This is a genomic window from Endozoicomonas numazuensis (assembly GCF_000722635.1).
GTDB classification, from domain to species: Bacteria; Pseudomonadota; Gammaproteobacteria; order Pseudomonadales; family Endozoicomonadaceae; genus Endozoicomonas_A; species Endozoicomonas_A numazuensis.
The window spans coordinates 18,672-42,120 of record NZ_JOKH01000005.1; the positions used below are offsets into that span (position 1 = coordinate 18,672).

The 23,449-nt window shown below is 46.3% G+C and carries 20 protein-coding genes; 12 read left to right on the forward strand and 8 right to left on the reverse strand.

Annotated elements, in window-relative coordinates:
* Positions 1–106: 106 nt before the first annotated feature.
* A complete protein-coding gene (locus tag GZ78_RS19015) occupies positions 107–865 on the reverse strand; it encodes a DeoR/GlpR family DNA-binding transcription regulator (RefSeq protein ID WP_051786347.1) in 759 nt (252 codons plus the stop codon).
* Between the two features lie 369 nt (positions 866–1,234).
* Between GZ78_RS19015 and GZ78_RS19020 the strand changes: the two genes are divergently transcribed.
* The 5 genes from GZ78_RS19020 (at position 1,235) to GZ78_RS19040 (ending at position 6,388) form a co-directional block, all read left to right on the forward strand.
* Entirely contained in the window at positions 1,235–1,873 is a 639-nt protein-coding gene (locus tag GZ78_RS19020) for a paraquat-inducible protein A (RefSeq protein ID WP_034839729.1), read from the forward strand.
* The gene (locus GZ78_RS19025; RefSeq protein WP_051786348.1) at positions 1,870–2,523 is read left to right on the forward strand and encodes a paraquat-inducible protein A; all 654 of its coding nucleotides are present in this window, start codon (positions 1,870–1,872) and stop codon (positions 2,521–2,523) included. Before GZ78_RS19020 ends, GZ78_RS19025 begins: the two co-directional genes overlap by 4 nt.
* Positions 2,520–4,823: a PqiB family protein gene (locus tag GZ78_RS19030; protein ID WP_051786349.1), complete on the forward strand. Its 2,304-nt coding sequence runs from the start codon at positions 2,520–2,522 to the stop codon at positions 4,821–4,823. The genes GZ78_RS19025 and GZ78_RS19030 overlap by 4 nt, the downstream gene beginning before the upstream one ends.
* Before the next feature lie 114 nt (positions 4,824–4,937).
* Positions 4,938–5,327 (forward strand): acyl-CoA thioesterase, encoded by a 390-nt coding sequence (locus tag GZ78_RS29065; RefSeq protein ID WP_034839732.1) that lies wholly within the window; start codon positions 4,938–4,940, stop codon positions 5,325–5,327.
* Positions 5,327–6,388: a patatin-like phospholipase domain-containing protein gene (locus GZ78_RS19040; RefSeq protein ID WP_034839734.1), complete on the forward strand. Its 1,062-nt coding sequence runs from the start codon at positions 5,327–5,329 to the stop codon at positions 6,386–6,388. Before GZ78_RS29065 ends, GZ78_RS19040 begins: the two co-directional genes overlap by 1 nt.
* Positions 6,389–6,447: 59 nt before the next feature.
* Here the strand turns inward: GZ78_RS19040 and GZ78_RS19045 are convergent, their stop codons facing one another.
* Complete coding sequence (locus GZ78_RS19045; protein ID WP_236631621.1) at positions 6,448–7,056, reverse strand: arylesterase; 609 nt, start codon at positions 7,054–7,056, stop codon at positions 6,448–6,450.
* 91 nt (positions 7,057–7,147) lie between these two features.
* Here GZ78_RS19045 and GZ78_RS19050 point away from each other — a divergent pair, with 91 nt between their 5' ends.
* The 4 genes from GZ78_RS19050 (at position 7,148) to GZ78_RS19065 (ending at position 13,667) form a co-directional block, all read left to right on the forward strand.
* Positions 7,148–7,879, forward strand: a complete 732-nt coding sequence (locus GZ78_RS19050; RefSeq protein WP_051786350.1) for an ABC transporter ATP-binding protein — start codon at positions 7,148–7,150, stop codon at positions 7,877–7,879.
* Entirely contained in the window at positions 7,876–10,368 is a 2,493-nt protein-coding gene (locus tag GZ78_RS19055; RefSeq protein ID WP_034839737.1) for an ABC transporter permease, read from the forward strand. Before GZ78_RS19050 ends, GZ78_RS19055 begins: the two co-directional genes overlap by 4 nt.
* Before the next feature lie 522 nt (positions 10,369–10,890).
* Positions 10,891–11,235: a hypothetical protein gene (locus tag GZ78_RS19060; RefSeq protein ID WP_034839740.1), complete on the forward strand. Its 345-nt coding sequence runs from the start codon at positions 10,891–10,893 to the stop codon at positions 11,233–11,235.
* A gap of 284 nt (positions 11,236–11,519) precedes the next feature.
* The gene (locus GZ78_RS19065) at positions 11,520–13,667 is read left to right on the forward strand and encodes a neutral/alkaline non-lysosomal ceramidase N-terminal domain-containing protein (protein ID WP_034839742.1); all 2,148 of its coding nucleotides are present in this window, start codon (positions 11,520–11,522) and stop codon (positions 13,665–13,667) included.
* Positions 13,668–13,677: 10 nt separating this feature from the next.
* Here GZ78_RS19065 and GZ78_RS19070 read toward each other — a convergent pair whose 3' ends face one another.
* The 6 genes from GZ78_RS19070 to flhA form a co-directional block, all read right to left on the reverse strand.
* Positions 13,678–15,459 (reverse strand): type I restriction-modification system subunit M/S, encoded by a 1,782-nt coding sequence (locus GZ78_RS19070; RefSeq protein ID WP_034839745.1) that lies wholly within the window; start codon positions 15,457–15,459, stop codon positions 13,678–13,680.
* A gap of 351 nt (positions 15,460–15,810) precedes the next feature.
* A complete protein-coding gene (fliP, locus tag GZ78_RS19075) occupies positions 15,811–16,497 on the reverse strand; it encodes a flagellar type III secretion system pore protein FliP (RefSeq protein WP_236631622.1) in 687 nt (228 codons plus the stop codon).
* 38 nt (positions 16,498–16,535) lie between these two features.
* A complete protein-coding gene (gene fliO / locus GZ78_RS19080) occupies positions 16,536–17,000 on the reverse strand; it encodes a flagellar biosynthetic protein FliO (protein ID WP_034839749.1) in 465 nt (154 codons plus the stop codon).
* Positions 17,001–17,003: 3 nt separating this feature from the next.
* Positions 17,004–17,414, reverse strand: coding sequence for a flagellar motor switch protein FliN (gene fliN / locus GZ78_RS19085; protein ID WP_034839751.1), 411 nt, complete (start codon positions 17,412–17,414; stop codon positions 17,004–17,006).
* Positions 17,414–18,394 (reverse strand): flagellar motor switch protein FliM, encoded by a 981-nt coding sequence (locus GZ78_RS19090; RefSeq protein ID WP_034839754.1) that lies wholly within the window; start codon positions 18,392–18,394, stop codon positions 17,414–17,416. Before GZ78_RS19090 ends, fliN begins: the two co-directional genes overlap by 1 nt.
* A gap of 129 nt (positions 18,395–18,523) precedes the next feature.
* Entirely contained in the window at positions 18,524–20,647 is a 2,124-nt protein-coding gene (gene flhA / locus GZ78_RS19095) for a flagellar biosynthesis protein FlhA (RefSeq protein WP_034839756.1), read from the reverse strand.
* 132 nt (positions 20,648–20,779) lie between these two features.
* Here flhA and GZ78_RS19100 point away from each other — a divergent pair, with 132 nt between their 5' ends.
* The 3 genes from GZ78_RS19100 (at position 20,780) to pseH (ending at position 23,434) form a co-directional block, all read left to right on the forward strand.
* Positions 20,780–22,075: a motility associated factor glycosyltransferase family protein gene (locus tag GZ78_RS19100; protein ID WP_034839759.1), complete on the forward strand. Its 1,296-nt coding sequence runs from the start codon at positions 20,780–20,782 to the stop codon at positions 22,073–22,075.
* The gene (locus tag GZ78_RS19105) at positions 22,072–22,326 is read left to right on the forward strand and encodes a hypothetical protein (RefSeq protein WP_034839761.1); all 255 of its coding nucleotides are present in this window, start codon (positions 22,072–22,074) and stop codon (positions 22,324–22,326) included. Before GZ78_RS19100 ends, GZ78_RS19105 begins: the two co-directional genes overlap by 4 nt.
* A 301-nt stretch (positions 22,327–22,627) precedes the next feature.
* Positions 22,628–23,434: a UDP-4-amino-4,6-dideoxy-N-acetyl-beta-L-altrosamine N-acetyltransferase gene (gene pseH, locus GZ78_RS28465; protein WP_081869945.1), complete on the forward strand. Its 807-nt coding sequence runs from the start codon at positions 22,628–22,630 to the stop codon at positions 23,432–23,434.
* Positions 23,435–23,449: the final 15 nt, after the last annotated feature.

The following is a 23,449-nucleotide window of genomic DNA, read 5'->3' on the forward strand; positions in this document are numbered from 1 at the left end:
GCTAACTCGTTCTACTGGGCTTTATGCTCGGTCGCAACTCGTAATCTGGTTGCAGGGAGGAGCCTGTCATCACACCAGAAGGAAGTGCGATGACAGTTTGTCATAATCAGGAACGAATAATATTACCGCCAGCGTTTCTGATGGCTGTGAGGTTCTCATCATCAAAGCGACTGTCAGTGATAATGGTGTCCAGTTCGTCCAGCTGGCAAATGGTCTTCATACTGGATGCACCAAATTTGCTGGAATCTGCCAGCAGAACACTGCGTGTAGCGCGATCTACCATTTTGCGACGGATATAGTAATGATCAGTAGATGCTGTCGTCATGCCGTGCTCAAGGCTCCAGCTATTGGTCGCCAGAAAAGTAATATCAGCATTAATGCTGTCCATAAAAGACAGGGCTGTTGTATCACAGTGCGCTTTGGTGATCGCGCTTACCAGACCGCCGGTTGTATATACCTTGGCGGTTGAAGAGTCAGACAGTTGCAGCGCAATTTTCAAGTCTGGAGTAATGACGGTAACTTTCATACGCATCATCAACTTGGCCAGAGCCATTGTACTGGTACCAGCGTCTAAAAGAACAATCTGACCTTCTTTAACCAGCTTGAGGGCTTCGTAGGCAATAGATTTCTTTTCTTCTATGTTGACGGCATTCTTCTTTTCATAGGGAATATCTTCCATTAGGAAGCTCTTGGATACCGCACCGCCATAGGTAACGCGCAGTTTGTCTTCCTGCTCCAGGGTGCGTATATCGCGACGAATGGTCATCTGAGAAACATCGAATCTCTCCGCCATCTCTTCGATGTTGGCACAGCCTTTTTCCTCAACGTAAGCCAGAATGTGCTCTCGACGCTCAACGGGAAGCATACCTAAACCTCTTGAAACATTGCATATCTGTTAATTACGCCCCTCTGCTTTGTCACTGCAGTCATCAGACTGTCTTCGGGAGTGGGGCTGTGGGGCGTAGTACTGGTCCGTGCTGCCGATAAAGAGAGAAGGCAACCAGAACAGCCAGAGGCTGACCTAGAATAGTGCTCGATCATAAAATTCAGTAGAACGAGGCTACTTTTTCGATGAATGAGTATGAATAGTCGACCTGTTTAAACAAATTCATCGGAAAAATAGACCATTCTTTCTGAGTTTTAGGCCGAGCTGTCTATTCTAGGTCAGCCTCCTAAAATTCACTGGCAGATTATATGGCAGATTTTGTTCAGTTTCTTCCCCAGATATACCTATATGGTTAAAAAAGAAACTATTTTGTGCTCAGAAGTCAGGCTTTGCCCTGATTGTGACCTGATGTTGAAAGCTCCGGTCTTTGGCAAAGATCCGGCTTATCGACAGCAGGCTGTATGCCCCCGGTGCAGCTGTGTATTGGAGTCTCATCGGCCTGCAGGCATCCAGCGCTGCCTGGCATTGGTGGTCACAGGTTTACTCTTGTTTTTGCCGGCAAATTATTATCCTGTCCTGTCGATGGATATTTTGGGGAATGAGCAACAAAGCACTATTTTTGGTGGGGTTATTGCTCTTTATCAGGAAAGTTATGGTGCTATCTCTATGTTAGTCCTGCTGTCTGCCATTTTGATTCCACTGCTGCGCCTTTTGATTTTGCTTCAAGTTATGGTGGCCGCCATAAAAGGCTGGGGGCGAGGGCTGTCCAGAAGCTTACTCAGGCTTTATGTCCATCTTAAAGAATGGGGCATGATGGAAATTTATTTTCTGGGGGCTCTGGTGGCGGTGATTAAACTGGCCGATATGGCCAGTGTTCAGGCGGGAGTGGGCTTGTATTGCTTTGCCGGATTAATGCTCTGCGAACTGATAATCAGCTTGAACCTGAATGAGCATGAGATCTGGAAAATGTTAGGAGAGGGTGAATGACTGAGCCCGATTCGGATCAATCCAGTCTGACACCTAATGGCGTGGATCTTGGGATAAAGCTATGTCTGGACTGCCACAAGGTTTGCCAGACGGAAGACCTCCGTTGTTCTCGTTGCGGCAGTAAAGTTTGCTCAAGAAAAAAAGACAGTCTGTCACGGTGTTGGGCTCTGACTCTGGCAGCTGCACTGCTCTATATTCCCGCCAATATGCTGCCGATAATGACCGTAAGCCGGTTTGAGCAAGGCAGACCAGATACCATTATGTCTGGTGTAATGGAGTTGATGCATCAGGGTATGGTCCCCATTGCCCTGCTGGTTTTTACTGCCAGTATTCTGGTGCCTCTGTTGAAACTTCTGGGCATGGTATGGCTACTGACTTGTGTGCATTCAGGCGCAATGAAGCCAGATCGACAGACGGCACTGTATCGCTTGATTGTCTGGATTGGGCGTTGGTCCATGCTGGATATTTTTATCATTTCCATTCTGGTCGCACTGGTGCAATTTGGTCAGTTGGGCACAGTGACGGCAGGGCCCGCTGCTTATGCTTTTGCGGCAGTAGTCGTACTGACCATGTGGGCGGCAATGAGTTTTGATCCCAGATTGCTATGGGATCAGTCAAGAAAGTTCAGCCTGAAAGGAGAGCGACAGTGAATAATGAAAAGATGGCTGTGAACGCTAACTTGAAAGAGCGCCGTCGTGTTCCTGCTATCTGGCTGTTGCCCGTAATTGCCTTGATGATTGTGGTCTTTTTGATCTGGCGAACCCTTTATCAAAATGGTCTGGAAGTGCATGTGCATTTTGACAGTGCCAAAGGCATGAAGGTAGGAAAAACAGAAGTGCGCTACAACGGATTGGCTATAGGTAAAGTCGTCCGCATGACCATGGCAGAAAATCTTGAAGGTGTTGATGTAGAGCTGGAAATAGATCGGCAGATGGAAGGCTACCTGAGAGAATACAGTCAGTTCTGGCTGGTTCAGCCTCAGCTCTCTGTAGCAGGCGTATCGGGTCTGGATACTCTGGTTTCAGGTAATTATATTGCCTTCAAACCCTCTGAAAAGGGTGAAGCAAAGCTATCATTCTCGGCACTGAAATCGCCTCCCACCCCAGGCATTCAGGAAGGTGGACTCAGCCTGATCCTTCAGGCAGAAGAGCTGTCTTCCGTTCAGGAGGGAAGCCCGGTTTATTACCGTCGACTCAAGATTGGAGAGATCGCTCGTTATTCGCTTTCTCCGGATGATCAAATGGTCGACATTCATATCTACATCAAACCAGCATTCAGCCATTTGGTACGAAAGAATACTCGATTCTGGAATGCAGGCGGTGTGGATATTTCCGGTAGTCTGACCAATCTCAAGATCAGAACACAGTCTCTGGTTTCCATGATTCAGGGAGGGGTGGCGCTCTATACGCCTGAATGGGAGGAAGAAGAGCCGGTAGCATCTGATGGCACCCGCTTTCATTTGTACAGTGATTATGATGCCGCAGAAGCGGGTATCAGTATTTCTATTGAGTTTCCCATGGATGTTGCTCTTGGGCAGGAAAAGTCAAAAATACTGTTTCATGGTATGGAAGTAGGGGTTATTAAGGATACGTCGTTTAATGAAGACTACTCAGCGGTCATTGCTGAGGCTGTGATCCGTCCTGAAGCCAAACCCATTCTGGTAAAAGGTACTCGTTTCTGGGTGGTAGCACCAGAGGTTAACTTGAAAGGTATTACCGGGCTGGAGACACTTTTGGCTGGCCGATATATCGCCATGGATGTCAGTCAGGTTGATATGAAAAAAGCTGAGCCTGAAACACAGTTTACCGGTTTGGGAAGTAAGCCTCCTGCTTCTCCTTCGTCTCCAGGCTTACACCTTGAACTTAAAGCTGATTCTCTTGAAGGTCTTAATCAGGGAAGTCCTGTTCTCTATAGAAAACTGCCAGTGGGTGAAGTGGAATCATACACTTTGGGAAAAGATGGCGTAGTAATCAAAATATTGATCAAACCGAAATATCAGCACCTTGTGAATAAAAGCACGCTCTTCTGGAATATCAGTGGTGTGACGCTTGAAGGTAGCCTTCAGGGATTCAAGGTCAGAGCAGGCACTCTTAATTCTATGCTGTCTGGTGGAATTGCCTTTAAAACGCCAGATCTCGATGCCGGAAAAGTACTGAATAAGACCCGTTTTGTTTTATATGACGACGTTGCCCGGGCCAGCGAGACAGGAAAAGTGATTCACATCTTGTTTGAGTCGGCTGATGGCCTTCAGGTAGGTACACGACTGAAGTACAAAGGTTTGGAAATGGGGCGGGTAACAGAGCTGAACCTGGATGCAAATAAAAAAGCTATTGAGGCCAGAGTGCTGCTCAAGGAAGGGGCAGGATGGCTGGCACGTTCAGGTTCCAGGTTCTGGCTGGTCAAACCCAAACTTGGGCTTACGAATACTGCTCATCTCGAGACTTTGCTGACGGGCCTCTACATTGGTGTCTCTCCTTCTGCATCTGAAGTCGCAGCAGAACGTGAATCCTTTGTTGCAGATCGCAGAGCGCCTGATGATCAGCCTCGTTCAGAAGGTTTACGAATTCGGCTGGTCAGTGCTCAGTTGGGGTCGATAAAACCGGGCAACCCGGTCTATTACCGGGAAATACCTGTAGGGGTAGTGACTGGATTCAAGCTGGATAACCCCGCTGACAAGGTTATTATTTTTCTCAATATTGAAGATCGTTATGCTTCTCTGGTGACCGATAAAAGCCGATTCTGGAATGCCAGTGGTGTTGATATCAATTTTGGTTTGTTCAGTGGTGCCAAAATTCGAACAGAATCTCTTGAAGCTCTGCTGGCAGGTGGTATTGCTTTCGCAACACCCGAGCAAGCCGAGCCTGTTGCCCCGGAAACCGCTTTTGAGCTGGCAGAAAAGCCTAAGCCTGAATGGCTGAAATGGGCGCCGGGTATTGTTTACTCTGAGTAGTACCTGACTCCGAATATGCTATTTAAACGATCGTTTGCATCTTTGAGCCATGCAGGCATCATAGGAAGCTGTTTAAACATTAATGCTGACAGCCAAATATAAAGAAGAATACCGATGTTCCTGCATACCCTTTCTCCTCGTTTTTGTGAAACAGATGCCCTGGGGCATATTAATAACACGGTTCTGCCCGTATGGTTTGAGCAGGCAAGAGAGCCAATTTTTCGTCTCTTCTCACCGGAGCTGGATACTGAAACCTGGCGACTGATTATTGCCAGAATTGAAGTAGAGTTTACCGCTCAGCTGAAGTATGGATCTGATGTCGAGATCAGAACTTATCTGGAGAAGGTGGGTAATTCGTCTATGTATATTCATCACGAAGCCTGGCAGAAAGATGTGCTGGCTGCTCGAGGGAAAACGGTACTGATTCACTATGATTATGAAGCAGAGAAAGCCACTCCGATTCCCGATGATATACGACAAATATTGTTAGAGCATATTCAGTAATGAGTAATGTACTTGAGATCAGAGCCGGTTCCAGAGCACTGGCAAGAATACGTGAGGAAGGTCTACCCCAGGACAGTATTGATGTGATGCTGGGAGCCTCTGGTGGGCCTAAATGGTTCGTGCTTTCAGGCTTGGATAAATTACTGATTAGTGAGTACTTTAACGATAGAGAGCAACCACTGAACCTACTGGGTACTTCAGCCGGAGCTTGGCGCTTTAGCTGTTATGCTCAGAAAAACGCTTTAGAGGCACATCATCGATTTGAACAGGGCTACCTGCTGACAGAATACTCTGCTGAACCCGATGTTGAGGAAGTCAGCAGAAAATGTCGGATACTGGTTCAAGATATGTTGGGAGAATCCGGGGCAAACGAGATTGTTTCCAATTCTATTATGAGATTTAACCTCATCGCTGCTAAGAGTAAAGGCCTTACCAGGAGTGAGAAAAGCTGGAAGCAGATGGCCGGGTTAGGTCTGGCAGCTACTGGCAATTTAATCAGCCGAAAAACACTGGGCGCTTTTTTTACACGGATGCTGTTTCATCATCCCACAGCCAGTGCTCCGTTTTATGGAATGGATAACCTTCCTACAGAAAAGGTGCCTTTATCTGAGGCGAATATTCTGGATGCTATTATGGCTTCAGGCTCTATTCCTTTAGTGATGGAAGGGGTTCACGATATTGAAGGGGCTCCGAAAGGGGTGTACAGAGATGGTGGTGTCACTGATTACCATTTTGATATGGATTTTCCGCAAGGGGATGGGCTGACTCTTTACCCTCATTTTTATAACCGAATGGTGCCTGGCTGGTTTGATAAAAGTCTGAAGTGGCGTAAACCATCTGTTAAACACTGCGACCAACTGGTACTGCTTTCTCCTTCGGAATCATTTGTGAGTCAGCTTCCTTTTGGCAAAATTCCTGACAGAACCGATTTTAAAAGCTTTTCTTTTGATGAACGTGTGAAATACTGGAAACAGGTTATTGATGAGAGTACCCGGTTGGGAGAGGCTTTTCTGGAAGCGGTGACAACGGAAAAGATACGACAACTCGTAAAACCACTTTGAGTTATACAGGCTGTAGACTCTCAGTACTCTGAAAGTAAACTGAGAGCCTTTAAAGGAAATTAATTCAGCAAAGGTTTGAGAGTGGGCCAGACATTTTCCAGAAGTTTAGGCTGAGCCTTAGCTGCAGGGTGGATACCATCTGGCTGATTTAAATCGCTATTGCCAGCGACACCATCAAGAAAGAAGGGCACAACAGTCAGGTTGTAGGTTTTGCCCAGCTCCTGAAAAGTTTGTGTAAATTTACGAGTGTAAAGCGGCCCGTAATTGGGAGGGATTTGCATTTCAAACAGGACAGTTTTGATTTTTTTGGCTTGGGCCATTTGAATCATTTTTTCCAGATTCTGTTTCGTACTGTTTAAAGAAGTACCCCGTAGCCCGTCGTTTGCACCCAGTTCCAACAGCATGAGATCAGGCTGGTATTTATCCAGAGTGGGCTGGAGTCGACTTAAACCTCCGGCAGTCGTTTCGCCGCTGATACTGACATTGACTACTTTCCAGTCAGGGTTGGTTTGTTGCATTTTTTGCTGTAATAAATAAACCCAGCCTTGATTAATTTCAATACCATAAGCTGCACTGAGGCTGTCGCCATAAACCAGCAGAGTTTTCTCAGCAGCGGCGGATGCACTCCAGCTCGCCATGAGGCATCCGATAAAAAGCCATGAGCTCATTAATAATTTCTTTACCGCCTTTAATGATGAAAAAGGTGATAAAAAAAAGGGCTCTATAACTATTAATTTAAACATCAGCAAATGACTGCGTATGACGACTGGCACAGAATCCTCCATTGCCGTTTCGGCGAAATCCCTGAGTAAAACAGTAATAGCCCAGAGCGGTTCGCTCACCATCTTGTCCGGACTCGATCTCAAGATCAAGTCCGGGGAGTCTGTTGCCATTATTGGTACTTCAGGGTCCGGAAAGTCAACTTTGTTAGGCATTCTGGCAGGGCTTGATCAGCCCTCTGATGGTGAGGTGGCCTTGGCCGGGAATAGAATTGATCATCTGGATGAAGATGCCAGAGCCCGGGTGAGAGCTGACCATACTGGCTTTGTCTTTCAGTCTTTCCATCTGCTATCAAATCTGACAGCTCTGGAAAATGTGATGTTGCCTCTGGAACTGGCGGGAAAAAACAATGCCCAGGCACACTCCAGAACACTGCTGGAAAGGGTGGGGTTGTCCGAGAGACTGACGCATTACCCCAGACAGTTGTCTGGAGGAGAACAGCAACGGGTGGCTATCGCCAGGGCGTTTGCCGGGCAGCCAGACATTCTTTTTGCCGATGAACCGACGGGCAATCTGGATGAGAAAACCGGGGAGAGTATTATCGATTTGCTCTTTGAAGTGAACCGGGAGAACAAAACGACTCTGGTTTTGGTTACTCATGATTTGCAGTTAGCTCAGCGTTGTCAACGAATCTTGAAATTGACTCAGGGGCGATTGGAAGAAGAAAAATCGACAGAAAATAGTTCTGTGTGTCCCGGAGAAGCAAAATGAATCGAAGTCTTTTGCTCTCGTGGCGATTTTTACTCAGGGACTGGCGGTCAGGAGAGTTATGGCTGTTGATGCTATCTCTTTTGATGGCGGTCAGTGTCAGTACCTCTATCGCTATTTTTAGTGAAAGATTACAGATTTCACTCGGTAGACAGGTTGCTGAGGTCATGGGAGCTGATCTGGTGATCAGCAGTCCAAGGCGACTGTCAGAAGAGGTGAATCAGTTTATAGACAGTCAACCAGTCGAAACGGCCACGGTTCTTGAGTTTCCTTCAGTGGTTATGGCCAAGGACGAGATGCAGCTGGTGTCAGCCAAGGCAGTCACCAGTAATTATCCCTTGCGTGGTCATATGAGAACCGCTGATCAGCCTTTTGAAGCGGATGAAGTTGCTCAGGATACGCCGGGTAAAGGAGAAGTCTGGCTTGAGCCCAGACTGTTTCCGTTACTGGGGGTTGAAGTGGGAGACACTTTGATTCTCGGAGAAGCTGAGTTCAAGGTAGCACGTGCGATTACTCTGGAAACCGACCGGGGAAGCGGTTTCTACAGTCTGTCCCCTCGTTTGATGTTCAGCATGGATGATCTGGATGAAACAGGGATTATTCAGCCCGGTAGCCGAGTTTACTGGAAGACTCTGATTGCAGGTGAAGGTGATGAACTGACCGGCTTCAGAAGCCGTGTTGAACCTCTGCTGACAGACAGCGAGAAACTGAGTCTGGCCGAAGAAAATCGTGAAGATCTTCGTAGCTCTGTCGTCTTGTTAAAACAGTTTTTGGGGTTGGGAAGTATTGCAGCCATGCTTCTGGCGGGTATTGCTGTTGCTATGTCCAGTCGCCGTTTTGCTGAACGACGGTTCGATGGTATTGCGGTGATGCGGTGTATGGGTGCACAGCAAAATCAGGTCATGCAGGTATTTATCGGTGAGTTGCTTTGGATTGCTGTTCTTGTTTCAGTACCTGGCGTGATCATCGGCTGGCTGTTACAGGCAGGAGCCGTCAAGCTACTGGCCGGAGTATTGCCTGCCTGGCTTCCTGAAGCAGGTCCTATGCCTATGGTAGTGGGTGGCCTGACCGGTATTATCACATTAGTTGGCTTTGGTCTGGCTCCCCTGCTCAGGCTGCGAGAAGTGACTCCTCTGAGGGTACTGAGGCGAGAGCTGACCCCGGCGGCGGCTGGTGTATGGTCTGTTTATGGTCTGTCATTCATTTCCATGCTGGCTTTGCTTTGGTATCACACCGGTCAGTTATTGATGACGGTGGGAGTTATCCTGGGAGTGGCCGCTGTCATATTACTGATTACATTGGCTATTAAGGCGGGTCTGGCAAGGGTACAGCGACGTCTTTCTGAGCAGCCTGTACCTATGCCCTGGCGACTCGGGCTGAAACGACTGGTGCAAGAGCAGGGACAAACTTCTGCCCAGCTAATTGCTTTTACTCTGACGTTTATGGCTATGGCACTGGTGCTGTTGGTAAGAACGGACTTGCTGGATCGCTGGCAGCAGCAGTTGCCAGAGAACACCCCCAATTATTTTGCAGTGAATATTCAGCCTGCAGAAGTTAAGCCCTTTCAGAACTTTTTACAGAGCAATGGTATTGATGGAACTTCCCTCTATCCAATGGTTCGGGGGCGTCTTGTTGAAATCAATGGGCAGCCAGCCAAAGAAGCGGTTTCAGAAGAGCAGAGAAGTCATAACTCCCTGAATCGCGAGCTGAATATGACCTGGTCTGATCAGCCTGCACCCGAAAGTGAGATGGTTGAGGGTGAATGGTGGCAACCCGGAGATACAGGTGAGATTTCCATTGAGATGTCGATTGTTGAGCATCTGGGAATCAATCTGGGGGATGAGCTGACGTTTATGATTGCGGGCACGGAGGTGAATGCTGAAGTGACCAGCATCAGAGAAGTCCAGTGGGAGTCCTTCCAGCCAAACTTTTATATGATCTTGCCTGAAGCTTCTCTGAAAAACTCGCCAGCCACCTGGCTGAACAGTTTTTATCTGCCACAGCAGGATCGTTTGGTTTTGAATGAGCTGGTTAGACAGTTTCCAACCATCAGTCTGCTGGATATGGATGCCGTTATCAGCCAGGTTCAGGTGATGCTTGAGCAATCCATTCTTGCAGTGGAAGCTATGCTTCTTGCGCTGTTGCTGGCGGGTTTGCTGGTGCTGGCATCCGCCATAGAAGCCAGCCTTGATACACGACTGCGTGAAGGGGCTCTGATTCGGTCTCTGGGTGGAAGCAGAAAACAACTCATGATCATGCAGGTGGGAGAGTTTTTCATCATGGGAGCATTCTCCGGAGTGATTGCAGTATTGGGCACTGAACTCTGTAGTTGGTGGTTGAATACTCAGGTGTTTGAGTTGTCCTGGCAGCCTGCTATCTGGCTCTGGGTTACACTTCCTGTTGCCAGTGCCTTGCTTATTGGTTTATCCGGCTGGTTGGGTATTCGACGAGTGATCAGGCAATCACCGGGTGTGGTGCTCAAGCAGCAGTAAAATCTTAAGGAAGCAAACATTCGACCGAAATGATGGAAGAGAAAAGAGTTGTATCCATCATCCTTTGGGTATGGGTGACGACCGATGAGCTGGTTGTTTTTTGATCAGCTTGTCAGAAAAGCCGGTCTTAAAGGCTATTTTTGACTTATCCACAGCTCATTCAAGGGGTTGATCAGGTTTTTTGTGGAAAAGTGGATAACTTTTTTTTGAACCGGACATTTTATCCGGTTACGGTGACTTTTCTCTCCGAGCTCTCTTGCCAGAAGAAAACAGTTTTCTTTCACTATGGGCATTTGTGAAGAGCATGTTACAGTGAATTTATGGATCACTCTCTGAATGTTTATGGTTCTGAAAATACGGCTGAAAATCCTCAATAATAAGTAAAGTATGGGTAGGCTGCATTTCTATTTCATAGTTGCCAGGGGAGTCATCGTCATCCGCAGTATTGCTCAAGCCTGAAGACAGTAGTCAGTCTTCTGATGACGAGTTCTGGGTGTTCTATAAGGACTGAGGAGACACTTCATGACTGATCAGGAAGAAGCTTATCTATCCCTTTTGTGTCTACGCAACAGCACTTTTCGAATTGCTCAGTTGTACTGGACCTATATCAAGCTTCGGTCATTAACAGGGCAGGCTCCTCCCATTCTAATCATTATGTTGAGTGTGCTTTGGGAAAAACAACAGGGGCTCCATGACAAGCTGGTCGCTTCCTACCCGGATGATATGGCAGCAGAAAAGTGGCATGGGCTCGATGAAATGAATGACCGGCTGGGTGATATGAGTATTGAGACCCAGGAAGACCTCCAGAAAATCTGTCAGACAGAGATGCAGGTTCTGCAACTGGTCGGCATGATGATGAAGCAATAACGATACAACAGAAATAATCTTTTTTTGCCTGTTTGAGAAAAGATTATTTCTGTTCTGATGCTCTTTTTCTTTTCAATGCCTGTACTGGCAGGATATTCACTAATCAGTGACCCCCGCGTAAAATTCCGTTCCTTCAGAATTGTCTGTAACCTGTGGATAAGTTGTTGGATAACTGTGTCTTTGCTGTGATTTTTCAAGAAACTTGTCCCCAAATGCCTGTCATCTGATCCACGCAGGCCCCGAGACACTCCTATACTTCGTTTCCTGAAGTGATAGGGGCTTCTATGTGCAGGCTCAATTTTCCTCTTTGCGGTGTCTTTTTGATACTTCTCTTTGTTGCATCAAGGGTCAATGCTTCTTATTGGGTTGGGGTCAGTAAAGCTGATATCACGGGCTCAGCGGCAGGCAGTGGTATGATGTGTTATGCGGACAGTAGTCAGATCAGTGCTGGAATCAATGATCGTCAGTGGGCTCGAGCATTCATAGTGAGTCAGGCTGATACAGGAAATCGACTTGCCATTGTGGTCCTGGATGCCGGAGCCGTCTTTGCCAGTGTTTATCAGGCTGTCCTCAGTAGACTGAACCATCGGTTTGGTACTCTTTATAACCGCCATAACATCATCCTGTCGGCTACCCATACCCATAGTGCGGCAGCCGGTCAGTCCCATCACTTTCTATACAATATGCCTTATGGAATATTCGATGACCGGGCTTTCGAAAAGATGGTTTCGGGTATTGTTCAGGCTATCAATAGCGCCCATGAAGATCTTGCTCCTTCAAAGGTCTTAATGAAAACCGGGTTGCTGGGAAATGCCAGTCGCAATCGATCGCTGCCTGCCTATGAAAATAATGTGGATGCTGACAAACGGCATTCTATCGATCGATTTATTCAGCAGCTCCAGTTTATACGCAAGGGTAGACCTATAGGCGCAATTACCTGGTTTGCGACACATGCTGTCTCGTTTCCCAGTAGTAATCAATTGTTGAGCAGCGATAACAAAGGTTATGCCAGTTGGGCTTTTGAACGTTATGCAAAGTATAACTGGGGAGTGGATTCATTTGTTGCTGCTTTTCCACAAACCAATGCTGGGGATATGACCCCTAATCTTAATCTTGATGGAACCGGGCCAGGTAAAACAGCTGATGAAAATGCCAGAGAAATAGGTAAAAGGCAGTTTATAAAAGCTTTGAAGCTTTTTACCAGCAAGGGGAGGGATATTTTTGGAGATATTGTGTCGGTACAGAACTGGGTGGACTTTTCCAGTTATGAAGTCCTGCCAGAATACTCTGGACTAAACCAGTCAGTAAAGACCTGTCATCCAACGATGGGGTATGGTTTTGCTGCAGGTACAGAAGATGGCCGGTCGTCTTTTTTAGTAAGACTGTTGTTAGGAGCTTATGAAGGACGTCATACGGAAAGATGGTGGGTAAGACAAGTGACCAACTTTCTGACTTCTCCCTCAGAAGAAGATCGGAAATGTCAGAAGCCAAAGCCTGTTTTACTGTCTTTGGGAAGGGAGAAGAAATATCATTTTCTCAACGACTGGTTGCCATCTGGCAACATGCATCGAGAAGTCATTAATCAACCCTGGGTTCCTGAAGTAGTGCCTTTAATGCTTGCTCGACTGGGCAACTTTCAGATTGCAGCATTACCTGTTGAACCCACTGTAATGGCTGGTAGAAGACTGCGGAATCAGTTAGCAAAACTATCGGGTATTCCACCAAAATATATTGTGATTGCAGGTTACTCTAATGATTATGCGAGTTATCTGACAACATCAGAAGAATTTTCGAAGCAGCATTATGAGGGGGCATCGACATTATATGGCCCATGGGAACACAGTGCCATGATGCAGGCATTTTCCAGTCTCTCTCTGCAATTGAATGGTGAAGAGCCGTTACCCGGAAATGACGTTGCACCGTTGGACTTGAGTTATCTGTACGAAGGTGTACACGTGGAGGATTTCCTGGAAAAGGAGGACTTGCCTTACGGTATGATAGTGACAGATGCACCAGGTAATATTAGCTCAGGCGAGACAGTTCAGCTGCAGTACATTTCATCACATCCACGCTCGGGTATGGATCTAGATAGTTTCTTCTATATCCAGAGAGAAGATAGCAGATCAGGACATTGGGAAACGATAGCAACAGATGATGATTGGACGACGCTGTTTAGCTGGGAGTCGGGAGTTGCCACTGTGAAATGGACACCTGATCGATACGACAAAGAAGGGGTGTATCGAATAGTGCTACAAGGTGAATACTTTACGCTCAGCTGGGACGGAAGACGTTCTAAAAAACGTTATCAGTCTACATCAGCTGAATTCCATTATTCCCGTCATTGTCATGATCAGAATGACCACCTGCATCTTGGATATTCAGTTTATATAGATGCAGTGTCAGGGGAAAAAGAGTCTTGTACGAATGATTAGAAAAAAATAGTTATAAAGACCAGAGTTGTTTATTGATATTGACCGCTTTATCTCTTAAAAATCGAATCTCGGCATAGGCCTGTTTAATATCATTATGGGAGGCAATCGCCTGTTTTTGATCCTGATTATTAATCATGGGTACTGGCAAGCTATGGATATCTTCGGTGTGTAAAAGAGGCACTTTTCCACCGGTTTTAATACGATTAATCAAAGCTTTGCCAAGGGGGGAGTAAAGATATCTGAATAATACAACGGGATTTTGAATGTGAGTGCTGGGCTTCATGCGAACAATAATAAAAGCCTGACTGGCTATCCAGTTATGACCGCACAGAGCTGGAACAATGCCTACTTTTCCTACCTGTCCTTTTACAACAAGTAGAATATCTCCCGCTTTAAGAAGTTGCTGCTTTGCTCTTTTGAGCTGATCGGCTGTTCTGATATTTTTTTCGGGATTCTCTACTTCTCCTGCTTCATTGATATCACCGGGCAACACCTCGATGAAAGACTCTCCATGCATTGAGTCCTGATGTCGAATGGCTTGTCCCCGAATCAATTCTGCAAGATGAGTCAAAGGCGATGTTTCCAGCTTCTCTATCAGGTTATTCAGTTTGAGTTGATGATGAGGCAGAACATAACGTGAGACCTGGAGATTGTAATGGTTGGCTGCAATATCTTCGTAAGTCACCTGGCGCGCAAAGCGATCATTGGAAAAGCTCTCGCTCTGTTCAATGAGAGAAGTGATATTTCTGAGTCGGGATCCTTTGGCTGGAGGTAAGGCTCTGGATTTAAAAAAGTCGTGGTTAGCATCAATTAAGGTCACTGCATCAAACGTCTGCTGTTGATCGAAGACTAACAGTGCAGCGGAGGATTTCCCTGGTAGTGGCAGATCTGAAGGTAGAGCAATAACTGTTTTTAAGTGCTGGTTGTGTAATAGCTTTTGTTTAAAGGTCTGTTCTTTCTGAGTGCTTTTTTGCAGGAAAGTCTGGGATATCAGGACAATGGCGCGCCCTTTGGTCTGTGAGAGGGTATGAAACAGCGCCAGAATTTCCTTATTCAGACAGCTCTCAGGGTATCTTCCGTAAAGGTCTGTGACGGCATCGGCATCTAATGTTTGCTCATCGGGAAGCAAGGCAATACTGGCCCCAAAGGTTCTGAGGGTTCCGGGTTCTGTCCAATATGGTGTAAGCAGTGGATTGTTGTATTTCAGCTCTACCGGACTATTGAGCAAGACATTGCAGATAGCTGGTAATGGTGAGAGTGATTCTGTTTCAAAATAGCATTGAGCTGTGAACGTCTGGGCTTTTAATATCAAGGCCGTGGACGCTTCGAAAGGGCAGTAGATTTCATCTCCCGGATTTGCCAGCCCGGTCAAAAGCTCTACAACACTGTCTGGCAGGGAGAAAGGGTGTACTTCGTGACCCGCCAATGCTTCGACTAACGAGGGGACGACTTGCTCATGCTCAATAAGCCTTTGCTGCCAGGCCACTGTGAGGAGAGTGGTCAGTTCTTCAAAGGTGGATTCAGGAATAGAGTGAATAAATGTCTCAGAGTGTTTGAAGGCGTCCCGACTGTGTTCAGGGGCTTCCGTCTCCAGCCTGACCAGATTTTGGGTGATGTCTTCTTTAGAGGAGGAAGAGCCTTTCGAGTTGAATCGAAGTGATTCTTCCAGCCATTCTTCATCCGTCAATTTTTGCCAGGCCAGAATTTGTCCAACAGTGATCAGGCTGTTCGGAAACCAGTCTTTTCCAGCCCATTTTTTTTTGGCTAGCTGTTTGATGATGTCACGACTCATAACCCCCTCCCTGGAACTATGGCGAAGCACCCTGATATTAAAAAGGTGTAATTAGAAAGTTATCGTTTTTATCAGGGTATTACCAGATGAATCAAACCTTGAAGAAAAAGATCTTTAGTTGATTTCTATAATCAGGAGCTGATTAAGAGGATTAAGGTCTGATTATTGTCTTAAGTCCGACAGGCTCCCAGGAGGCTGACCGAGAATAGCGTCCGAGCATAAAATTCAGTAGAACGAGCCAGCTTTTTCACTGGATTTGTGCGAATAGTTGACCTATTTAAGCAAATTCAGTGGAAAAGATGGCCGTTCTTTCTGGATTTTAGGCCGGGGTGTCTATTCTCGGTCAGCCTCCTAGCCAAAACTGGAAGCCAAAGTACCCATCGTTAGTACCCAGCCATCTACCAGGACAAAGAGCATGAGTTTAAAAGGAAGAGAAATCATCTGAGGGGACAGCATAATCATACCCATAGCCATCAATACACTGGCCACTACCAGATCAATGACCAGAAAGGGAATATAGATAATAAAGCCAATCTGAAAGGCTGTTTTCAGTTCACTGGTAACAAAGGAAGGAACAAGAATCGAAAAGCTGACTTGTTCCGGTGGAACGCCTTCTTCATTTCCGATTCGCATAAACAGTGAAAGATCTGTTTCTCTGGTCTGGTTCAGCATGAAGGTACGCAGAGGTTCTGAAGCCGTCTTCAGGGTCTGCATCATAGTCATTTCTTCATTCATGTACGGGGTCACAGCCTGGTTGTAGATCTTGCCGAAAATGGGAGACATGATCAGTAATGTGAGTGCCAGAGCTATTCCAATCAGAACCTGAGTAGGAGGGGATTGCTGGAGGCCAATGGCTTGCCTGAGAATGGCCAGCACAATAATGATACGAGTGAAGCTGGTCAGCATCATCAGTGCAGCAGGAATAAACCCGATCAGGGTCATTAGCACCAGAATTTGCAGAGTAGCGCTGTATTCCTGGCCGTCACCTGTATCAGTGACTGTCAGAAGTGGAAAGCCTGAAGGCTCTGCTTGAGTCAAAGCTGGGGCTAAGAGAAGTAAAAGTAAAAGACAGCGACTCACTTTGAGTGTCCGCCTTTGAGCAGACTTTTGAACTGGTCAGCAAAGTGCTGGTGGTTTTGCCTGTTTTCTGGTGGCAGTGGAGATTCATCGAAGGTATGAATCAGGCTGACTTGCTGATTGGTCACACCCAGCAGAATATCCTTGTCACCTATTTGAATCAGACAAACTCTGGCCTGACTTGAAACAGGAATGCTGGAAACAACTTTGATGCCCTGGCCAATGGCGGGTGTTCCTATGTTCAGTTTTTTTACGATCCAGGCCAGTGCAAAAATCAGCAAAATGACGAAAAACAATGGAGCAATCACTTGGGTCAAGCTGAGATCAGCCGGCTTGTCTGCTTCAGTTTCACCAAGCGCAAAGCTGGATAAAGTCAGCAACAGAGCTGACCACAGCGTGAGGAAAAAACCTTTTAGCCTTTTGAGAGAAGGAGGCGAGATCACAATAGGAAACATGTTTTTCATAGCTTATGAGAGCTTCTTGATACGCTCAGACTCGCTGACAACATCTGTCAGGCGAATACCGTATCGGTCATTAATAACAACGACTTCCGCATAGGCAATCAGGGTTCCATTCACCTTTACATCGAGAGGTTCAGAGGCTTCCTTTTCAAGCTCAACCACGGATCCTTTATTGAGGCGCAGCAAATCTGCAATGCTGATTTGCGTACTACCGAGTTCCAGTGACAATGTCACAGGAATGTCGAGTATCAGCCCAAGGTCAGGGCTTTTCTCATTGCTTTCATCATTATCATTTTCAATAGATCCACTGACGGCCTCTTCTATAATCGTGGCACTGTCTTTCGAGATGTCTTTATTGGAACCCTGCTCTTCCGGGCTGGTACCTTCCTGAGGTTCTTGTTCGTCCTGATCACTCATTACACATCCTCTTTATTCTGGAGCGCAATTTTTGAATTCACCTTGCGGGATACTTTTAAAGCCAGCATGTCATCATCGCGACAGACACTGGCTTGTAGACAGGGAATTCCTGCTATTTTTACGGAAACCAGTTTCGGCATATCTGCCTGAATAATGTCGCCTACCTGAAGCTTCAATACCTGCTCAAGCGACAGCTGTACATTGCAGAGTGTGGCGCTCATTTCAACAGGAGCCATGAGAATGCTGTTGCGCAGATTTTGTCGCCACTCCGGATCCTGCTCAGTAAATTTGAAGGTATGCAGCTTTTCTCTTACTGGTTCCAGAGCCCGGTAAGGTAAAACGATATGGAGGTGTCCTTCCTTATTGGCGAGTTTCAGTCTGAAGCGACTGACCAGTATCAGTTCAGCATCGCTGGTGAAAATGGTGGATACCGGGTTGGAGTCGTATTCAGGCAGTCTGACTCTGAAGGGGAGAATGGTTTCCCAGGACTGCTGGAGGTTGTCAATGGCCGACTTTAGAAAGCGCCTGACCATCCTCAATTCGGTCTGGGTCATTTCCCGGTCACCATCATCGGAACTGTCTCCCGGACCACCAAAAAACAGCTCGACCATGGCACTGACCAGCTTGGTATCAAGGGCAAAGAAGCCAGAACATTTTAGTGATTGAACCCGGAACAGATGTTGGACTTCTGTTGCACGATTTTCGTTGATGTAATCGCCGTACTTCAGGGAGTCAACCCGTTCAAATTTTGATTCTATACCGGTGTGAAGAAGGTTATAGAGACTGTGTCGGAAGTTTTGAGCAAAACGCCGGTAGATCAACTCCAGCGTTGGCAGAAGGTCATGAATCTTATAGTCGGGGTTAGTCAGGTCATAAGACTGTACATTGGCATAACTATCCCCATTGGAGACTTTGTCGTTCGTCTTCCGGGAGTTGTTAACCAATAAGTTCAAAACGTCTTGCGGTACAGATTTTTTCACACAGCCTCCTGCTCGCGCGAACTCGATCCAGACTGCTTAAGAAAATACGGATTTTATCCACGCACCTTTCTGTTAACTCTTATCATATTCACGGCAATGCTTGAAGAGCAAGCTCCTTTTCCAGAGAGGTCAGCCTACTTTACCAACAATTGTAATGTCTTTGTGTTCCGGAACCTCATTGAAAGACAGAACTTTCATGCCTTCGGTGCAGAGTCTTGCGTAGCGAGCCATCATGGGTCTCAGTTGTGCTGAAACCAGCAAAATAGCGGGCTTTCCTTCCGCCATTAGTTGACGGGCGACTTCCGGTAAATGGGTCTGCAATTGTTCAGAAATGCCGGGTTCCAGAGGCAGGGAGTCAGGTGAAAACTGAGTGTTTTGCTGAGCCTGTTGCCAAGCTTGCATCATCACCTGCTCCAGCTTTTCATCGAGAGTGACTACCGGAATATTCTGCTCACTGCCTATGAGGTTATGGACAATCGTTCTTTTCAGAGCGGCCCTGACTTCACCTGCCAACATTTGCGGGTGGCTGTGTCTTTCAGTGGCTTCCAGCAAAGTACTGGCAATCGTTTTAAAGTCACTGACTGGGACATCTTCCAAAAGCAGCTCTCTTAGCACTCTCATAACCTGGCTGGTGGATAACTTTTTGGGCACCAGTTCTTCAGACAGTTTTGAAGACTGTTGAGTCAGGTTATCCAAAAGCTGCTGGACTTCATCATGACCCAGCAACTCATGAGCATTTTCCTCGACGACTTTGCTGATGTGTGTAGCAATAACCGTAGAAGGGTCGACAACGGTATAGCCCAGCGAGATGGCGTCATCCTGAAGGTCTTCAGTAATCCATATGGCTTCCAGTCCATAAGCCGGATCATGAGCTGGCATACCAGTTAATTCACCAAACACTTCTCCTGGATTGATGGCCAGTAGTTTGTCGGGTTCCAGTTCACCTTCTGCGGATTCCACTCCCATGAGAGAAATGCGATAAGCACTGGGTTTCAAGCCCAGGTCATCTCGAATATGGACACTGGGAATCAGAAAGCCCAGTTTATTGGAGAGATTTTTCCGAATCCCTTTTATCTGAGTCAGTAACTTCCCACCCTGCTTATCATCAACCAGAGTAATCAGTCGGTAGCCAAGCTCAAGGCCAAGGGGATCAACGGGTGGAACGTCATCCCAGGTGAGTTGTCCTGTTTCTGCTGTATGGGTTGTTTGTTCCTGATCTTCAGAAGCTTCCTGGTCTTGTGCCGTCTGATTTTTTTTGTAGGCCCACCATGCCATTGCTCCTACCGCTCCTCCCAGAGATAAAAAGGCAAGGTGAGGCATACCAGGAACCAGCCCCATGACAATAATAATGGTGGCAGTCACTGCCAGAGCTCTGGGGGATGAAAACATCTGTTCAGAAATTTGGTTACCGACATCAGCAGATTCTGATACCCGGGTAACGATGATGGCGGCGGCTGTGGATAACAGCAGCGAAGGTATCTGGGCGACAAGACCGTCACCGATTGTGAGCAACGCATAAATAGAAAACGCTTCACTGAAACTCAGATTATGAAGCATGATGCCAATGCAGAGTCCGCCAATGATATTGATAGCCAGTATCAGCAAACCTGCCACAGCATCACCGCGTACAAACTTTCCGGCACCGTCCATAGAGCCGTAAAAGTCAGCCTCACGTCGTACCACTTCGCGGCGATTATGAGCTTCTTTCTGATCGATCAATCCGGCATTAAGGTCTGCATCAATGGCCATCTGTTTACCGGGCAAGGCATCCAGAGTGAATCTTGCAGAGACTTCGGAAATACGTCCGGCACCTTTGGTCACCACAACAAAGTTAATGATGATCAGGATAAAGAAGACCACCAGACCGACAACATAATTGTTGCCAATTACCACTTCACCAAAAGCCTGGATTACTTTACCTGCAGCCCCACTGCCTTCATGACCCTGAAGCAGAACCACTCGTGTAGATGCAACATTCAGGGCGAGACGCAGTAACGTGGTTACTAACAGGATGGTAGGGAAAACAGCAAAATCCAGTGGTCGTAATGTGTAGATGCTGACCAGTAAAACCAGCAGGGACAAAGCAATATTGAATGTGAAGAGCATATCCAGCATGAACGCCGGAATGGGCAGAGTGACCATTCCAATCGTGATCAGTACGATCAGGGGAATGCCCAGATATCCGCTCACGATTCTCTTAAAACTGTCCTTATTTAAGGAATGACCCAGTGTGTCCAGAAATCCCCTGTCCATGGGAGTATCCGCTGCCTGAAGTAATGTCTTCAACGTTAACAGTATGAAACCGCTATGGAAAGTCAGCCTTTATCATCAAGGGGATCAGTCGATGGAATCTTCAATGGCCAACAGCCTGAATGAGAACACGGTATGTCGGAACTCTTCGAAAAAAACATCCAGATAATTGAAGAACGCTGGCCGGAGTTGGCTGAAGTCATTCGTCTTCAGGATATCGGGCAACTGGATGCTCATCTGGTGACCGGAGCTAACCAGACTATCAGTGTCAATGGCATACAGCTATCCAGTAGACACAATCGTTTGCAGGAAGCTATGTTACAGGCAGCCATGATACCTGACGAGAGTCCTGTAGCGTTTCTTTATGGTACAGGTCTTGGTGATGTTCAGGATGAACTGCTCAAGAGAAGTCAGCTGGATGAGCTTCATGTTCGTATTATGAACGAAGCCGTATTCAGTCTGGTGTTGCATTTCTCGGATCAAGCTCATTGGCTGGAAGATCCTCGGGTTGATCTTGCCAGCGCTGCGGTTTTCAGAGACATAGAAAAGCCTTACTTTTCTATGCCTGCTGATCTGGTATTGGCTTCGGAAGTGAATATTACATCCAGAAATCAGCTCTGGAATGACAGTACTGAAGAATTCATGAACCGCCCATTTGATAAAGAGAATGCTGAGTTTATCCAGCGATTCTCAGAGAATACTCCATTGATTGAGCAAGACCAGGATGTATCTGAATGGTTTGATACTGCCAAAGGGCGTAATGCCTGTGTTATTGCCAGCGGCCCCTCACTCGAGGCCAATTATGAATACCTTCTCAGGATGCAGGAATCCACTAATCCTCCTTTGATGATTGCTGTGGATACGGCTTTTATTCCTTTAGTCGAGCATGGTGTTCGTCCGGATATTGTGATCAGTATTGATTATCACATGACAGCCGAGCGTCTGGGGTCTGATCGCAGTGGTTCTATACCTCTGGTTTATTTCCCTCTGATTACCCATGAGGCACTGGAGCAATGGCAGGGGCCAAGATTCTGCGCCTATTCGCTTTCAGAAATATTTGACACTGTCAGGCATGAACATCCCAAAGGAAATTTGTTTACCCACGGCAGTGTGATACACCCTGCTATTGATCTGGCCGTTAAAATGGGTGTTAAAAGTGTTTCTCTATTTGGAGCTGACTTCTCATACCCGGGAGGACAGTCACATGCCTATTGGGAGAATGGGCTCCTTACTGCTCATTCAAATCAGGCTCAGCATTGGGTGCTAAATGGCAAAGGGGAAAAAGTTCCATCCCAGCCTAACCTGATCAGTTATCTGGTTGGCGTTGAGCGCTATATACGTTCTCAACCATCGGTCAGTTTCTTTAACTCGAGTCTGGAAGGGGCCAACATTGAAGGAGCTAATTACTACAAAGCAGGAACCTTGTCATGAAAGACTGGATGAGCCCGAAAGAAAAACTGGTCGTCGTCGCCCATATGATGAGAGTTGGGCATCTGGCCGATGCCAATGCCTGCTTACCCATTATCATGGATGAAACACTCATAGCGGCTAAGCCACTGAAGGAAGAAGATGCAATATGGCTGGAGGAGTTAATGAAAAAAGCTTTTCAGGCTCAAGAAAAGCATGACTGGCTGAGCATGGCTGATTATCTGGAGTATGAATTAACCACTCTTTATAGTTAAAAGATTGAATATAGTTAAAAGATTGCAGTTTCTGATGTATGAGGTGATTGTTATTTCGTAATAGATAGCGATCTGACAAACAGCTTTGAAAAAAACCCTCCCTCTGATTTACGTTAGAACGTATATTTTAAGAGTCATTCTTTTACTCAGGCGAACCTTTATTTATTAGCCAGAGGTTGTTCTGTGGATTCATAGACGTTAAAAAAAACAGCAGGTACAAGGCTCAGTTTAGGGTTAATGATTTTAGTTATTAACTGAAATTTTCCTGCACAATAATTAAAAAACAGTATGAAGGTGCATTATGAGCTCACTATCACCCCAATCGATTGAACTGGTGTTATTGGTATCACTTGATACTGAACAGCAAATGAAAGTGAGAGACATCAGAAATGAAGAAAAGGTGAGAAAGTGGATGTACACCGATCATCTTATCAGTGCAAATGAACATCTTGGCTGGATCAACCGCCTTAAGAACGATGACCAGCAGATCACATTTGCTGTTATGGGTGATGGCAGTGAGATTCTTGGTGTCGTTAGCCTCAATGCTATAGACTCTCTGCATAAAAAGGCTGACTGGGCTTTTTACTTAACAGAATCATCAAGAGGCGGGCTGGGGTCGGCTCTTGAATTTTCTTTTATTAACTTTGTTTTTGAACAGCTTGAAATGGAGAAGTTAAACTGTGAAGTGATTGAAGGTAATGACGCGGTAGTCAAACTCCACAAGAAATTTCTTTTTCAGGAAGAAGGGTTCAGGCGATCGAATATTATCAAGAATAGTGACCGCAAAGGTGTTCATTCGCTTGGCTTAACGAAAGACGAGTGGCAGTCAGGGAAGAAGGCTGTTCGTGAGAAATACAGCACTGTTTTCGAGAAATTTTCCATCAACATTCAGTGGCAAAATAAAGAAGAAACGCCCAGACATCCTATTGATCAAATTGAGTCAGCAAGAGCCAAAAATAACCTTAACTGGATGAGTATATTGCGACTGGCGTTGGAAAAGTCTCCGGAAACAGCTAAGCCCATTATTGATGAAATCAAGCATATTGATCGTGAAATATCGACTCTGACTGATAAGTTGACAGCGCCTGATCCATCAAGCACTGATTAATCATAGGCGTTAATG

What these genes read in the sequence shown, in the direction of transcription:
- GZ78_RS19060 (WP_034839740.1), top strand. Translation starts at nt 10,891, where the DNA reads ATGACTGATCAGGAAGAAGCTTATCTATCCCTTTTGTGTCTACGCAAC.
- flhA (WP_034839756.1), bottom strand. Translation starts at nt 20,647, where the DNA reads ATGGACAGGGGATTTCTGGACACACTGGGTCATTCCTTAAATAAGGAC.
- GZ78_RS19045 (WP_236631621.1), bottom strand. Translation starts at nt 7,056, where the DNA reads ATGAGCTCATGGCTTTTTATCGGATGCCTCATGGCGAGCTGGAGTGCA.
- GZ78_RS19070 (WP_034839745.1), bottom strand. Translation starts at nt 15,459, where the DNA reads ATGAGTCGTGACATCATCAAACAGCTAGCCAAAAAAAAATGGGCTGGA.
- fliO (WP_034839749.1), bottom strand. Translation starts at nt 17,000, where the DNA reads ATGAAAAACATGTTTCCTATTGTGATCTCGCCTCCTTCTCTCAAAAGG.
- GZ78_RS19015 (WP_051786347.1), bottom strand. Translation starts at nt 865, where the DNA reads ATGCTTCCCGTTGAGCGTCGAGAGCACATTCTGGCTTACGTTGAGGAA.
- GZ78_RS19105 (WP_034839761.1), top strand. Translation starts at nt 22,072, where the DNA reads ATGAAAGACTGGATGAGCCCGAAAGAAAAACTGGTCGTCGTCGCCCAT.
- GZ78_RS29065 (WP_034839732.1), top strand. Translation starts at nt 4,938, where the DNA reads ATGTTCCTGCATACCCTTTCTCCTCGTTTTTGTGAAACAGATGCCCTG.
- GZ78_RS19040 (WP_034839734.1), top strand. Translation starts at nt 5,327, where the DNA reads ATGAGTAATGTACTTGAGATCAGAGCCGGTTCCAGAGCACTGGCAAGA.
- fliN (WP_034839751.1), bottom strand. Translation starts at nt 17,414, where the DNA reads ATGAGTGATCAGGACGAACAAGAACCTCAGGAAGGTACCAGCCCGGAA.
- GZ78_RS19100 (WP_034839759.1), top strand. Translation starts at nt 20,780, where the DNA reads ATGTCGGAACTCTTCGAAAAAAACATCCAGATAATTGAAGAACGCTGG.
- GZ78_RS19050 (WP_051786350.1), top strand. Translation starts at nt 7,148, where the DNA reads ATGACGACTGGCACAGAATCCTCCATTGCCGTTTCGGCGAAATCCCTG.
- GZ78_RS19025 (WP_051786348.1), top strand. Translation starts at nt 1,870, where the DNA reads ATGACTGAGCCCGATTCGGATCAATCCAGTCTGACACCTAATGGCGTG.
- pseH (WP_081869945.1), top strand. Translation starts at nt 22,628, where the DNA reads ATGAGCTCACTATCACCCCAATCGATTGAACTGGTGTTATTGGTATCA.
- GZ78_RS19065 (WP_034839742.1), top strand. Translation starts at nt 11,520, where the DNA reads ATGTGCAGGCTCAATTTTCCTCTTTGCGGTGTCTTTTTGATACTTCTC.
- GZ78_RS19020 (WP_034839729.1), top strand. Translation starts at nt 1,235, where the DNA reads ATGGTTAAAAAAGAAACTATTTTGTGCTCAGAAGTCAGGCTTTGCCCT.
- GZ78_RS19055 (WP_034839737.1), top strand. Translation starts at nt 7,876, where the DNA reads ATGAATCGAAGTCTTTTGCTCTCGTGGCGATTTTTACTCAGGGACTGG.